Origin of the sequence: Niabella aurantiaca DSM 17617, assembly GCF_000374125.1 — a bacterium.
Classification (GTDB): domain Bacteria; phylum Bacteroidota; class Bacteroidia; order Chitinophagales; family Chitinophagaceae; genus Niabella; species Niabella aurantiaca.
Genome location: NZ_KB893647.1, coordinates 219,191 through 233,759 on the forward strand (window position 1 = coordinate 219,191; position 14,569 = coordinate 233,759).

11 protein-coding genes are annotated in these 14,569 nt (G+C 49.2%); 6 read left to right on the forward strand and 5 right to left on the reverse strand.

Translation table 11 applies throughout. From position 1 onward, the window contains the following. Positions 1–9: 9 nt before the first annotated feature. From B160_RS0125500 to B160_RS0125510, 3 genes are all read left to right on the forward strand, one after another. A complete protein-coding gene (locus B160_RS0125500; protein ID WP_018630801.1) occupies positions 10–1,011 on the forward strand; it encodes a DNA-directed RNA polymerase subunit alpha in 1,002 nt (333 codons plus the stop codon). A gap of 120 nt (positions 1,012–1,131) precedes the next feature. Continuing rightward, positions 1,132–1,683: a 50S ribosomal protein L17 gene (rplQ, locus tag B160_RS32485; protein WP_018630802.1), complete on the forward strand. Its 552-nt coding sequence runs from the start codon at positions 1,132–1,134 to the stop codon at positions 1,681–1,683. A 292-nt stretch (positions 1,684–1,975) separates the two neighbouring features. Further along, positions 1,976–4,558, forward strand: coding sequence for a phosphoenolpyruvate carboxylase (locus B160_RS0125510; RefSeq protein ID WP_018630803.1), 2,583 nt, complete (start codon positions 1,976–1,978; stop codon positions 4,556–4,558). On the opposite strand, the gene B160_RS0125515 is transcribed toward B160_RS0125510, so the two are convergent. Next, positions 4,533–7,220, reverse strand: coding sequence for an alpha-L-rhamnosidase (locus tag B160_RS0125515; protein ID WP_018630804.1), 2,688 nt, complete (start codon positions 7,218–7,220; stop codon positions 4,533–4,535). The two genes, B160_RS0125510 and B160_RS0125515, sit on opposite strands and share 26 nt — an antisense overlap. 141 nt (positions 7,221–7,361) lie before the next feature. Between B160_RS0125515 and B160_RS0125520 the strand changes: the two genes are divergently transcribed. Then, positions 7,362–9,224 carry a beta-L-arabinofuranosidase domain-containing protein gene (locus B160_RS0125520; RefSeq protein WP_018630805.1) on the forward strand — a complete coding sequence of 621 codons (1,863 nt, stop codon included), beginning with the start codon at positions 7,362–7,364 and terminating at the stop codon, positions 9,222–9,224. Between the two features lie 117 nt (positions 9,225–9,341). Continuing rightward, positions 9,342–10,094: an MBL fold metallo-hydrolase gene (locus B160_RS0125525; protein ID WP_018630806.1), complete on the forward strand. Its 753-nt coding sequence runs from the start codon at positions 9,342–9,344 to the stop codon at positions 10,092–10,094. A 146-nt stretch (positions 10,095–10,240) separates the two neighbouring features. On the opposite strand, the gene B160_RS0125535 is transcribed toward B160_RS0125525, so the two are convergent. The 4 genes from B160_RS0125535 to B160_RS0125550 form a co-directional block, all read right to left on the reverse strand. After that, positions 10,241–10,618: a hypothetical protein gene (locus B160_RS0125535; protein ID WP_018630808.1), complete on the reverse strand. Its 378-nt coding sequence runs from the start codon at positions 10,616–10,618 to the stop codon at positions 10,241–10,243. Continuing rightward, complete coding sequence (locus tag B160_RS0125540) at positions 10,618–11,187, reverse strand: hypothetical protein (protein ID WP_018630809.1); 570 nt, start codon at positions 11,185–11,187, stop codon at positions 10,618–10,620. Before B160_RS0125540 ends, B160_RS0125535 begins: the two co-directional genes overlap by 1 nt. A 37-nt stretch (positions 11,188–11,224) precedes the next feature. Continuing rightward, positions 11,225–11,776 carry an RNA polymerase sigma factor gene (locus B160_RS0125545; protein ID WP_026310028.1) on the reverse strand — a complete coding sequence of 184 codons (552 nt, stop codon included), beginning with the start codon at positions 11,774–11,776 and terminating at the stop codon, positions 11,225–11,227. Between the two features lie 412 nt (positions 11,777–12,188). Continuing rightward, on the reverse strand, positions 12,189–13,151 hold the full coding sequence (locus tag B160_RS0125550) for a transketolase family protein (RefSeq protein ID WP_018630811.1): 963 nt from the start codon (positions 13,149–13,151) through the stop codon (positions 12,189–12,191). A gap of 252 nt (positions 13,152–13,403) precedes the next feature. Here B160_RS0125550 and B160_RS0125555 point away from each other — a divergent pair, with 252 nt between their 5' ends. Beyond that, positions 13,404–14,429, forward strand: a complete 1,026-nt coding sequence (locus B160_RS0125555) for a rod shape-determining protein (RefSeq protein ID WP_018630812.1) — start codon at positions 13,404–13,406, stop codon at positions 14,427–14,429. The last annotated feature ends 140 nt before the right edge of the window (positions 14,430–14,569 follow it).

The window sequence follows — 14,569 nt, forward strand, 5'->3', positions numbered from 1 at the left end:
AGGAAAAAAATGGCAATTTTAAATTTCCACCAGCCTGACAAAATCATTTTGCAGAAGGCTTCAGATTTTGAAGCTCAGTTTGAGTTTCGTCCATTAGAGCCGGGGTATGGTGTTACCATTGGTAATGCACTGCGCCGTGTTTTGTTGAATTCTTTAGAGGGATATGCTATTGTAGGCATCAAAATAGAAGGAGTAGACCATGAGTTTGCTACCATGAAAGGGATCAGCGAAGACGTGGTGGAGATCATCCTCAATTTAAAACAAGTGCGCTTCAAACGGATCGTTGATCATGAAGTGGCCAACGAAAAGATCTCTATCTCTGTAAAAAACCAGACGGAATTCACTGCCGGTATGATCGCAGAAGGAACGCAGTCGTTCCAGATCATGAACCCGGATCTGCTGATCTGCACTATGGACTCTTCTTCCAAGCTGGATATTGAGCTGACGATCGGTAAAGGCCGCGGATATGTTCCGGCAGAAGATAACAAAGTAAAAGATGCGCCCGTTGGCTACATCGCAATTGACTCTATTTTTACACCCATTAAGAACGTAAAATACAGCATTGAAAATACCCGTGTGGAACAACGTACGGACTATGAAAAGCTGTTGATGGAAGTAAATACCGATGGTACCATTCACCCGGAAGAGGCGGTAAAGCAGGCCAGCCGGATCTTAATTCAACACCTGATGATCATTACGGATGAGAACATCACGTTTGATAATAAAGAAGAGAAGAAAGAGGATATGGTAGACGAGCAAACACTGCAATTGCGTAAAGTGCTGAAGACCCCGCTGGAAGACCTGGATCTTTCTGTACGCGCATTCAACTGTCTGAAAGCTGCCAAGATCAACTCCCTGAGCGAACTGGTACAGTATGAGCAGGAAGACCTGATGAAGTTCCGGAATTTTGGTCAGAAATCACTTTCTGAGATAGAGCAGGTGCTGATCGAAAGAGGCCTGGGCTTTGGAATGGACCTTCAGAAACTGGGAATCGATAAAGACGATTATTAATAGTTTTCAAATTTGTATAGTAGGTTACAATTTCCTTGACACGGTGTAACCGAATTTTTTAACCTGGTATTGAGTTTTAACCTGAAACGTTGAACCTGAAACCTTAAACATTTAAATGTCATGCGTCACGGAGACAAAATCAAAAATTTAAGCCGTACCAAATCGCACAGGGATGCCTTATTGCGCAATCTTTCCTGTCAGCTGATCGAGCACAAGCGTATTGTAACTACGGTTGCAAAAGCAAAGGCACTGCGTGTGTACGTGGAACCCCTGATCACCAAGAGCAAGGAAAATACCACGCACCAGCGCCGGATCGTGTTCAGTCATTTACAGGACAAAGAAGCCGTTAAAGAACTGTTCGGATCTGTTGCTGAAAAAGTTGGTGGCCGCCCCGGTGGTTATACCCGTATCATTAAGCTGGGGATCCGCCCTGGTGATGCTGCTGAAAAAGCAATGATCGAGCTGGTTGACTTTAATGAAGTGTACGGTAAAGGTACCGATGAAAAGGCTGCCGGAAAACGTACTCGTCGCCGCGGTGGCAGCGGAAAGAAAAAGGCTGAAGAGGCCGCTCCTGTTGCGGAAGCAGCACCGGCTGAAGCAGCAACACCTGCTGTTACTGAAGAAGCACCCGCAGCGGAAACGGCAACAAAAGAAGAGAACAAAGAAGCTTAATTCTTTTTTTGAACGTATAAGAAGCCCTGCCCTGTTTATCCGGGCGGGGCTTTTTGCTGACCACGATTTGAGAATTGATCGCAACTCAAGGAAGCATGTTTGATAAATTATAAACAATACAATTACATATTAGACGTTATATAAAGAAATGATTAAAAACTTAATGATTGCAAATGGTATAGCGGAAAAATAGTATCTTCAACGCTGTTTAATATTACCGGACGAACCCTCAGGCCTTGGTTACAGGGCGGAGTAACCCGGAGTCATTCAAAAAAAGTCAAACAGGAAACATATGGATGTGGTAAGCAGCCAATCGGTTCAGCATTTCAGAAATGATGTCGGAATAAGATTTCAGTTGTACAACAGTTTATTTACTTCTTTGCCGTTTAACCGCATTGAGAAGACCGGTATCCTGCTATCGCTGCTGTCCAATATGTGTGAAGAAGGATATGAGAAATCCCTGAGTCCTGTTGAGATTGTGGAGGACTTCTTTAACAGGCATACTTCCTACCCCAATGCAAAGGCAAAGATAGACCTGCTGTTCCGCCTGGTGCAATATATAGAGCGGCAGGTGGTATTGTTTGATGCCCTGGAGGACGCATCATACAGGGAGATCAACGATCTGAGCGGTGCGGGTACCCTGAAGCAGCTGATGTCCGGGGTGGTCCAGAACAACAAGGAGGAAGATTTTGAACAGGTGCTCCGCGACTTTTGTGTGCGGCTGGTGCTTACCGCCCACCCCACCCAGTTTTATCCGGGATCCGTTTTGGGCATTATCCGGGACCTCAGCAGTGCGCTCATAAAAAATGATGCCAGCGAAATTAATATGCTGCTGCAGCAATTGGGGAAAACGCCGTTCCTGAAAAAGAAAAAACCAACGCCCTATGACGAGGCGGTAAGCCTGATCTGGTACCTGGAAAATGTATTTTATCCGGCAGCGGGCCGCATCGTGGGAGCCCTAAAGAACCAGTTCCCGCAGATTGAAACCGATAAACATGCGCTGATAAAAATGGGCTTCTGGCCGGGCGGTGACCGCGACGGAAATCCCTTTGTAACAACAGACACAACCTTGCAGGTGGCGGGTGCGCTGCGGGGTGCCATCTTAAAATGCTATTACCTGGATGTACGCCGGCTCCGCCGCAGACTTACTTTCCAGGGTGTGGAAGAGAAATTGATCGACCTGGAACGGAAATTGTATGAGGAGGTCTTTGTTCCGGGGTATGAGTCAAAAATACGTGTGCAGGAAATCATTGGTACGCTGGAGGAGATAAGGGAGATCGTAAACAATAACCACAACGGTCTCTTTGTACCCAAGATCCAGAACCTGATCAATAAGATCCAGATCTTCGGATTGCATTTTGCATCGCTGGATGTCCGGCAGGACAGCTCCATCCATGAGAAAGTGTTTTCCCAGATCGCCGCTTCTTCCGCCGGCCTGCTGCCGGAGCATTATGACAGCCTGGAAGAGAAAGAAAAAGTAAAGCTATTGCTGGATCTGAAGCAGGCGGATGATCTGACAATTTTCAAGGACGACGTGGTGCGCGATACGGTTGAAGTGGTTACTGCCATCCGTTCCATACAGCGCTCAAATGGTGAAGAAGGATGTAACCGGTATATTATCAGCCACGCTACCAGTGTGCTGAACATTATAGAAGTGGTGGGGCTGTTCCGGCTGAACGGCGTCGGTGCGGAAGAAATGAAAGTGGATATTGTACCGCTTTTTGAAACCATTGAAGACCTTCAGAATGCCGGCGATGTGATGAAAGATCTTTATTCTCTGCCGTTGTATAAGGAGCACCTGAACCGGCGTGGGAAAACGCAGACCATTATGCTGGGCTTTTCCGACGGTACCAAGGACGGCGGCTACCTGATGGCCAACTGGAGGATCTACCGTGCAAAGGAAGAGCTGACCCGTATTACCCGCCAGTATGGATTTGATGTCATCTTCTTCGATGGCCGGGGAGGTCCCCCCTCCCGCGGCGGTGGTAAAACACATAAGTTCTATGCGTCCATGGGCAGCCATATATCCAATAAAGAAATTCAACTGACGATACAGGGGCAGACCGTGAGCGCTAATTTCGGCATCATAGAATCGGCGCAGTTCAACCTGGAGCAGCTGATCAATGCCGGTGTGTCCAACTCGCTGTTCACGGATCGCTACCCGCAGCTGAGTGGAAAAAAAGAAGAGCTGATGCAGGAGCTGTCCTCCTATGGATTTGATGCCTATAAAAAATTAAAGGACCATCCGCAGCTGGCCAATTACCTGTATGAAATGAGCCCGTTGCGTTTTTACAGCGAAACCAATATCGGCAGCCGGCCGGCAAAAAGAGGCGCCTCCCAGACCTCGTTTACGCTGGGCGATCTGCGGGCGATCCCTTTTTCCGGCGCCTGGAGCCAGCTCAAACAAAATGTACCCGGTTTTTACGGGGTGGGCACGGCGTTAAAAAAAATGGAATACGTTGGCCGGTTTGATGAATTGAAATGCCTGTATAAGGAGTCGCTGTATTTGAAGACCCTGCTGGATAACTGTGAGATGGCCATGAGCAAATCTTATTTTCCGATTACCGCTTATATCGAAAAGGATGAGCAATTCGGGCCGTTGTGGAAGATGATTTACGATGAGTTCCTGTTAACAAAGGAATACCTGTTCAAATTATCGGGCAACGATAGCCTTATGGCCGATTACCCGGTTGATAAATTATCCATCCGCATGCGGGAGCGCATTGTGCTGCCCCTGGTTACCGTTCAGCAATATGCGCTGGTAAAGCTGAGAGAAGGAGGCGATGATATGGAAGAGAGCCTGCGGGAAGCTTTTGGCAAGCTGGCAATGCGCTGCTCCTTCGGCATCATCAATGCCGGGCGGAATTCTGCTTAGCCGGCCTGGCCTTCCTTAACGAAAATGAATAAGTTCCGGATGGCAGCGTGTAGCTGCCATCTTTGTTTTTAGTACCCGGTACCTGGTCGCCGGCCGTTGCCTGCCAGGATGCCGGGATAAAAAAGGTTGCGGTACTGCTGGCCGGGATCCTGCACTCATAGCGGGCACGGTTGCCTGTTTGTGTCCAGGAGGAGCGGATGGGGCCACGGGCACTGCGATAAGTGGCATTAAACGCGTGAAGGCCGGTTACAAAATTGGGCTTAAGAAGGATGTTCCGGAAGCCCGGCTGGTCCGGGTCGGGGAAGATCCCGCCCAGTGCCTTGTAAAACCAGGCCCCGATATCTCCAAACATGATGTGGTTGAGCGAAGCATCATTTTTGGCATCCACTTTCCAGTTCTCATAGAGTGTGGTAGCGCCGTGAACGATCCACCATCCCCAGGATGGATAGGTTTTGCGTGCCGCCAGCCGGTAAGCAAGATCCGCGTAGCCGTTTTCGCTCAATACATTCAGGACGGCTTTAGCGCCCAGAATGCCCACATCGAGCTGAACGCCGTCGGCCATTACTTTTTTTGCCAGATTGGCCACCACCCGGGCTTTGAGGTTGTCGGGCACTACTCCCCAATAAACAGGGGTGCTTAGCTCTGTCTGTAAACCGGTACCGTATATTCCGGTTGCGGGATCGAGGTATTTATGGTTGATGGCATTTTTGATCTTTTCAGCCAGTTTTCCATACCGGTCTGCATCCTTTTCCCGGTTAAAAAGCCAGGCGGTCTTTGCAAGGATATTTACGTCTGCATAGTAGTAAAGGGAAGAGGTCAGTTCCACCGGTGCTTTTGATTCTACGGGCACCCAATCCCCCAGCCCCCAGGTGGTCAGCCCCGTAGGGTAGAGACCGGCAATGTGGTCTACGTAGCGTTTTATATTATCATAGTTATCCGCCAGGGGTTTGGTATCTCCGTAAAACTGGTAAAGTGTCCAGGGAATGATGGCAATGGTACTGGTCCAGTCGGGACCATTAGCCCATTGATAGCCCCAGCCGCTGGTGGGAATGATCGCCGGAAGCACGCCGTTGGGCTGCTGTTCATCCCGGTGATCGGCCAGCCATTTCTCATATACGGTAATGCCATCAAAATTGTAAAGACCGGTTTCCAGTGCAATGACGGCATCGCCCGTCCAGCCATTTTTTTCCCGCTGGGGACAATCGGTCGGATAGCCGAACAGGTTGGAAAGATAGGAATTGTTGGTAGCCTGCCAGATCCTGTTGATGAGCGGATCTGCTGTTTCCACAGTTCCTGCGGCCGGTACATCGCTATGCATGAAATAAGCTGCCAGGCTGGATTTATCGAGCTGTATGGGTTGGCTGCTCACTACTTCCACGTACTGGAAACCTTTATAGTTGAACCGGGGTCTGAAGGTTTCGGTTCCGCCGCCTTTCAGGATAAAAATATCGGTCTGAAAAGGATCGCTGTCGTCCGTAGGGCGGTAATGAACATTGATGTTGGAAAGATCTGTGTGCCCGGAAGCGTGTACCCGTTCTGCATGGATCAGTTTGACAACTGTGCCGGCCGTGCCGGAAAGACGGATCTCACTGACGCCGGCAATATTTCTGCCGAGGTCAAAGACATAATTGGTATCATTAAATTTTTTGAGATCACGGGCTTCAATTTTTTCAGTTGCGCGTATGGGGTGCAGCACCTGTGCGGTTATGAGTTGTGAGGGTGCTGCACGGTCCGTAGCAAAAGCCCATTTTGCATCATTAAAACCGGGTTGGTCCCAACCGGGTATTTCCAGCCGGGCATCATAATGCTCGCCGGTGTAAATGCTGTTAAAGATCACCGGGCTTAAAGCGGTCTTCCAGGTTCTGTCAGTAGATATGGTTTCGGTAGTGCCATCTGTATAGGTGATCCGCAGGTCGAGGCAAAAAGCGGGGCGGTTGCGCCACGGGGCCTTGTCGAAGTACCAGACAGCCGTGGACTGATGATTGTACCAGCCATTGCCCAGCAATACACCGATCACATTCTGACCCTGCTTCAGCTGTTTGCCAACGTCGTAGGTGAGGTAGAGGTTTCGCCGGTCAAAACGGGTGTACATGGGGTCGAGCCGATGGTCACCAATCCTTTCTGCATTGAGCGAAAGCTCATAAAGACCGGCAGCGGCAATATAAGCGCGTGCTGTTTTTACCGGTTTGGTTAGCGAGAATGATTTCCTGAAATAGGGGGCCGGCTTCAGGTTGACATCGTGCCCATCGCTGATCCACCCGCCTTTCCAGTGCTGCTGTTGCATCATACCTGTTTCAAAAAAAGCCGGAGCGGAACGGGGGTAGGCCCGGCCGTCTTTTCCGGTAATGATCACCTGCCAACGGTACCGGGTGAAGGGCTCCAGGGCGGGGCCTGCGTATGTTACAAGGTTGCCGGATGATGGGCTGATGCCCGAGTTCCAAACCTCCGCTCCGCCATCGCGGCTGACAATTACCTGGTAGGTCTTTTGTAAAGCGCCGTTTTCTGCATCCTCCAGGATCCAGCTAAAGCGCGGTTGCGGATTGTCGATGCCCAGCGGGTTGGTCAGATGCTCGCATTGGAGCCGGACCGGGCCGGTCGATGGGCCGGCGGCGGCAGTGATGGCAATGACCCAGGCGAGGAATAAAAAATAAAAGCGTTTCATACGCGGCAAGATGATTTTTTCCGTTTATTACGGGAATATGTACCACAAAATAGCACTTCTCTGCCTAAAATAATATTTTCAGGATGGTGCAGGATGGTTTTGCAGGAGGCTTTCAGTATCTTAATCGATTAACGGAATGAGATGAAAATACAGCTTGCCATGTTGTTGTTGTTGCTGTGCCTGAAAGCAGCTGCCCAGGACGTGTTCTTCACACCGCGTTATACAGATCTGAAGATCGGGGGCTATATAGGCAGCAGGCTGGATGCCTGTATCGCAAACGGGATCCTGCAAACAGATGAGGATTATCTGGTGGCGCCCTTCCGGCAACGGAAAGAGCGTTCCCAGTGGCAGACCGAGTTTTGGGGAAAATGGTTTACTTCTGCGGCAGCAGCTTACCGTTATACCGGCAGTTCCCTTTTATTGACCAAACTGAAACATGCTGTTGACGGGTTGCTGGATACGCAGACCCCGGACGGATACATTGGGAATTATGCTCCCGGGTACCGGCTGCAGCAATGGGATATATGGGGGATGAAGTATTGTTTGCTGGGACTGCTGGATTATTATGATCTTACAAAGGACCGGCGTACGCTGGTGGCGATGAAGAAACTGGCCGACTATGTTTCTGCAGCAGTGATGAAAAGCGGAGTGCCCATGTACCGTTTTGGGAATTATAAAGGAATGGCTGCGGCCTCTATCCTGGAGCCGGTTGTACGGCTTTATAAGATCACGAAAGAAGAAGCGTACCTCGATTTTGCAAACTATATTGTTGCCTCCTGGAACGATCCTTCTTCGGCGCAGCTGATCCTCAAGGCGCAGGAGCAGGTGCCGGTGGGTGCGCGTTTTCCGGTACCCGGGGTATGGTATGGCCCGGACAATGGTCAGAAGGCGTATGAAATGATGTCCTGTTATGAAGGATTGCTGGAGCTGTACCGGGTTACGAAAAACAAAGCATACCTGGATGCTGTGGTGGCGGCTGCCGGTAATATCCGGGAAACGGAGATCATGATCACCGGGTCGGGCGCCAGCATGGAGTGCTGGTTTGGCGGTGCTGCTACACAGTCAATCCCTGTAAAACATACGATGGAAGCCTGTGTTACGGTAACCTGGTTAAAGCTTTGCCTGCAGCTGCTGCGGATAACAGGAGATGCAAAATGGGCCGGAGAGATCGAGAAAAGTTATTACAATGCACTGCTGGGCACCATGAAGCCCGGTGGCGCTACCTGGGGTAAGTATATTGGCATGAAAGGCAGAAGATACCTGGGGGAGCAGCAGTGCGGTATGAACACCAACTGTTGTATTGCCAATGGCCCGCGGGGGATCATGCTGGCGGTGAAGGAGGCGGTTATGGAGCATGCGGACGGCATCGTGATAAATATGTATACGCCGTTAAAGGGCACCCTGCTTTTAAAGGACCGCAAGCGGGGAAAGCTGGAGCTTGAGATGAGCACAGATTACCCGGTATCGGATGCGGTAACGATCAGACTGGCGCCGCAACAGGCTTCGATATTTGCCGTGCATTTGCGCATTCCGGAGTGGAGCAGGGCAACGCGGATTACGGTAAACGGCGAGCCGGTTGACGGTGTCCGGGCGGGCAGCTATGCGTCTGTTGAACGCCGTTGGAAAAAGGGCGATGTGATCCGGATCGTTTTTGATATGCAGGTACGTTTGTTTACTTTAAAACAAGACCCCTACCGCTATGCGCTGCTTTACGGCCCCCTGGTGCTGGCTGCCGACCGGCGTTACCAGTTAGCACCGTTCTTTGATTTCTATACACCCGTTTTTAAAGACAAGAAGATCCCTTTTAAGATATCGGCAGGCGCTGCACAGCAAAATGTGCTGATGGAAATACGCGTGCCCATGATGCGGGAGACGGATGGCCTGGTAACACAAACCGACGAGCTGATACTGATCGATTTTGCATCGGCCGGGAATACCTGGGATGAACGCTCTGCCTATACGGTATGGCTTCAGAAAATAAGAGACGTTTCCAAAGAAAAATAATACGCAACCCCGATCCGGGTTCGATGACGTTGCAGGACCTCAGAAGCACCACCGGTATGAAGATGCATCCCGGCTTCCTTTATTTCCTATAATTTTACAGCCACACAAATTATAAGTATGAAAGTAATACCATTATCGGAAGGGAGCTTTACGGTGGACGCAACAAAACAATTCATCCCGTTCCGGTTATCAGAAGATGAGATGAGCGCCCGGTCGCAGGGGAGTCTGCTGGTGGAGATACAGCCTTTTTTGATCATTACCTCAAAAGATATATTATTGCTTGACACCGGTATTGGTTTTCAGCAACAGTCGGGTGGGCAGATGCAGATCGTAGCCCATCTTGCGGAGAACGGGATCCAATCGGGCGATGTAACAAAAGTGCTGATGAGCCATCTGCATAAGGACCACGTTGGCGGAATGGTGAACCCGGTTACGGGCAAGCCTACTTTTGAAAACGCTACGTATTATATCCAGGAAAGGGAGCTGCAGTTTGCCCGGGAAAAAGACGGAGCATCGTATGATATTGCCAAAATTGAACCGGTGCTTGCGGGTAAAGTAGTGCTGCTCCGGGAGGATGAAGGGACCATTGACGGCTATATCCACTACCAGGTGACCGGCGCCCATTCAAAATTCCACCAGGTGTTCTGGATAAAGGAGGAGGAGGAGATCCTGTTTTTTGGAGCCGATGATGCCCCGCAGTATCAGCAAATGAAGCACCGCTTTGCGGCGAAATATGATCATGATGGCAAAAAGGCCATGGAGTTGCGTTCAAAATGGTGGGATGCCGGAAAGAACGAAGGCTGGCAGTTATTGTTTTATCACGATACCCGTAAACCCACAGCTAATCCTAAAAGTGAACGTATATTGTAAAGGCAGGTCATAAAAAAAGGCCTGCCCTAAAAAGAGCTGGCCGTTGCTAACCTATGAAAAACACCAATGCAAATATATGTACCCCTTTGTTACAAAACAAATATTTGTACATAAATAATTGTTTAAACATTGTTTTTGAATAATTTTTAGTTTTTTTTAACATTTCTTTTTTTCAGCTCTTCCCTGATTTTTCTCCTGAAAAACTGCTCTTCTGTAAAGAAGCGGGTTGCCCTGGGCTCACCGATGATCGGCACAAAGCGTTTGCGATAATTGATTTTCAGTTTTATACGTTCTTGCTCGCGCAGCAGCGGATCTCTATTGGTTTTACTGATGTTTTTTGATTCACCCAGGTACCGGATCACCAGTGGTCGCAGCTGTTTTTTTTCGGCCGGTGTCAGCTTGATCTTTTCCGTCAGGTAATCGAGGAATACATCGTGTATGCGGGTCGGTGCAGACGCCGGTTGTGTTTGTGTCAGGCCCGGGAGAGGGCTCCAGCATAACAGGAAAATAAAAATCAGTTTCATCAGTTTAGAAATATTTCGTCATTGCCTTCAGCCGTTTCATTTAAGAAATTGGCCAGTTCTGCATCCGGAACGTTTTTAAATAGCTTGGTCATATCTGCACTTTGGGCATTGACCGTTTGCCTGACTGCCGGCTTTTCCTTCGACGGAAGCTCTTCCGGTTGCATGAAACGTTCCAGCTGCTCGTTGGTCAGCCGGTTTACGGCTGCGGTAACCGCCGGCAGCGACGCTGTTTCGGTTGTTTGTGGTTTTTTTGTGAACAGGAATATGGATGTTACGGCCAGCAGGATAAAGCTGGCGGCAATGGTCAGTCCTCTTTTAAAAGAGATGACCATACCCCGGTCAACCCTGAACTGCGTAAAATAGCGCAGGGGAACGCTGTAAGGCATTTTGCGGGGAGCAGCATCCAGCAGGGGCAGCAACGGGGCCTCATCCGCGGATGTTTCCTTAATCGTTGTCATCAGCCGGTCCGTAAAAGCTTCAAAATACCCTTCCGGAAGCGTAAAGCCCGGGTTGGTCTTTTGTTCCTGCCGGATCCTGTTTAAGATATTGTATGCGGCATCCTGTTTCATTTCCCTTATTTTTAAGACCGGAAATTTGCCCTTTTGTTTAACTGTTGCGTAAATAATTTTCTACTTTTTTTGCAGCATGATGATAGCTGGCCTTTAACGCCCCTTCGGTTACACCCAGTATTTCGCTCATTTTCTGGTAGGGCATTTCGTCAAAGTACCGCAGATTAAAGATCAGGCGCTGTTGTTCCGGTAAACGCTGAATGGCCAGCTGCAGTTTCCATTCGATCTTTTTTGCGTCAAAATAGGGATCTGCGCGGATCTGACCGGCCAGATCCTGCTCATTTCCAAAGGAAACGGCGGCCCTTTTTTTCTTTTGATTTTGCAGATGCGTAATGCTTTCATTGGTACTGATGCGGTACAACCAGGTGTAGAGCCCGCTTTCTGCACGAAATTGCTCCAGCCCTTTCCAGGTTTTCATAAACACATTCTGCAACACATCGTCTGCATCCTCATGTATAATGACCATACGCCGTATATGCCAGTAAAGCCGTTCCTTATATTTGTTTACAATAGCAGTAAAGGCCGCCTCTTTCGTGCCGGGATTTCGAAAAAGGGCCAACAAAGATTCATCACTTTGAAACTGTTCCATTCAGACGTCTGGTATTCTTGGACGGGTAAGATAGGGAAAAGTTTAAGATGTTTCAAGTTTCGGGTCGGGGTTCCGGGTTTATACCCGATTATTGACGTTTCCGGTTTGAGGTTAGAGTTTCAGGTTTAAAGTTCCAGTCGGGGATTCGTTCGCAGCCCGATGCGCCTCATAGTTCCAGGCTCTTCTATGCTGAATGCTCTTTTGCTAAAGCTGATGGCTGACGGCTAAGCGGAGCCCTGGATTGAAATGGCTCGCGAACTGCGTCCCATTTTCCCATTCTCACACTTTCAGATTGTTCAGGAGAAACCACCGGAGTGCATTTCAGGGCATTCTCTTCGGGAAGCAGGGACACAAAAAAGCCGGAAGCACCACGTGATACTTCCGGCCCTTTTATCTGTCATCAATCCTGTTGTTAACCGTTCTTCCTTGCGATCACTTTTTCGGCTGCCGCTACGATGTCCGGCACGTCGAGGTGGTATTTTTTTAATAACTGGTCGGGCGTTCCGCTTTCGCCAAATGTATCCAGCGTGCCTACGTATTCGATCGGGATGGGAAAGTTCCGGGCAGCAACCTGTGCGACCATATCACCCATACCCCCGATAATATTGTGTTCTTCTGCAGTTACGGCACATTTTGTCTTTTTGATGGAAGCGATCACTGCTGCTTCATCCAGGGGTTTGATGGTGTGGATATTGATCACTTCCACGCTGATGCCTTTTTCTTCCAGGATCACACCGGCCTGGATGGCATTCCATACCAGGTGCCCGCAGGCAAAAATGGTTACATCCGTTCCCTCGGAGAATTTTTGAGCTTTACCAAGCACAAAATCTGATTCATTGGTAAAGATCGGCCAGGAGGGGCGTCCGAAACGCAGGTATACGGGTCCGTCGATCGCCGCAATGGCCTTGGTGGCCGCCTTGGTTTGGGTATAGTCGCAGGGAACCACTACCGACATGCCCGGCAGCATTTTCATCATACCGATGTCTTCCAGGATCTGGTGGGTAGCGCCATCTTCACCCAGGGTTACCCCGGCATGCGAGGCGCATATTTTTACGTTTTTACCGCTGTAAGCGATGGACTGGCGGATCTGGTCATATACACGGCCGGTGCTGAAGTTGGCAAATGTGGTGGTAAAAGGGATGTGACCGCCAATGGTCAGCCCCGCTGCAACCCCCATCATATTGGCTTCGCCGATGCCACACTGTACAAAACGGTCAGGAAATTCCTTGATAAACTGGTTCAGTTTCATCGAACCGAGCAGGTCTGCAGTTAATGCCACGATCTTATCGTTGCTACGGGCAGCTTCCACAATTCCGTCGCCGAAACCGCTGCGGGTATCTTTTTTTCCTGTAGATTGAATGTCCTTTAACGCCATAATTTGTTTTTGAGGTTACAAAAGTAATGTTTCTCCTAAAGAATCAGGCATAAGTTTTAGAACAGATGATTTATATTTGAGGAAATTACATCATCGCCGGAGCAATTTAAATACCTGGATCTGCAGGGCTTTTTGTTAATGAAAGGATAAGCTTAAAAATCCTTTCTGTACATGGAGTTTTGCTTTGTTAATTTGGATTATTTACTTCACCTTTGCTCCTCACGAAAACACAAGAAATTTATTTATTAAGGAATGGGACTGTTTAACTGGTTTACACAAGAAATAGCAATGGATCTGGGTACGGCAAATACCCTCATTATACATAATGATGAAGTGGCTGTAAATGAGCCCAGTATTGTGGCGTTGAACCGCAATAATCCCAAAGAAGTGCTGGCTGTTGGCAAGCGTGCGCTGATGATGCACGAAAAAACGCATGAAAGTATCCGCACGGTCCGCCCGCTCAAAGACGGGGTGATTGCCGATTTTAACGCTGCGGAGCTGATGATCCGGGAGCTGATCAAACTGGTATATCCCAAAAAACCACTGTTTCCGCCCAGCTGGCGGATGATGATCTGCATTCCTTCTTCCATTACCGAAGTAGAAAAAAGAGCGGTACGAGACAGCGCCGAGCAGGCTGGCGCCAAAGAGGTTTACCTGATCCATGAGCCCATGGCGGCTGCCCTGGGTATCGGAATTGATGTGGAGGAGCCGGTGGGTAATATGATCATTGACATCGGCGGGGGCACTACCGGCATTACGGTAATTGCGCTTGCCGGCATTGTGTGTGACCAAAGCATCCGCATTGCGGGAGATGAATTTACCGCAGATATCATGGAAGCGCTGCGTCGCTATCACAGCCTCCTGATCGGGGAGCGCACTGCGGAACAGATCAAGATACAGGTTGGAGCAGCGATGAAGGACCTGGAAAATCCGCCGGATGATATCCCGGTGAACGGGCGCGACCTGGTAACAGGGATCCCCAAACAAATTCTGGTAAGCTTCCAGGAAATTGCAGAAGCCCTGGATAAAAGCATCTTTAAAATAGAAGAGGCCATTTTAAAGGCCCTGGAACAAACACCTCCGGAACTGGCTGGCGATATTTACCGCAGGGGGTTGTATCTTACGGGTGGTGGCGCCCTGCTGCGGGGCCTTGACAAACGGCTGAGCCAAAAAATAAAATTACCGGTTCATATAGCAGACGATCCGTTGAAGAGTGTGGTAAGAGGAACGGGCATAGCGTTGAAAAATTACGACCGTTATCCTTTTGTAATGCGTTAAATCATCAACCGTTTTGTTCTCGCTTGGAGAAACAGGCGTTAAATCTAACACCCGGTGCGTAATATATTTTTGTTCATCAGGCGGTTTTCGGTTTTCATAGGCTTTCTCATCCTACAGGGAATCTGCTTGTACAACCTGTT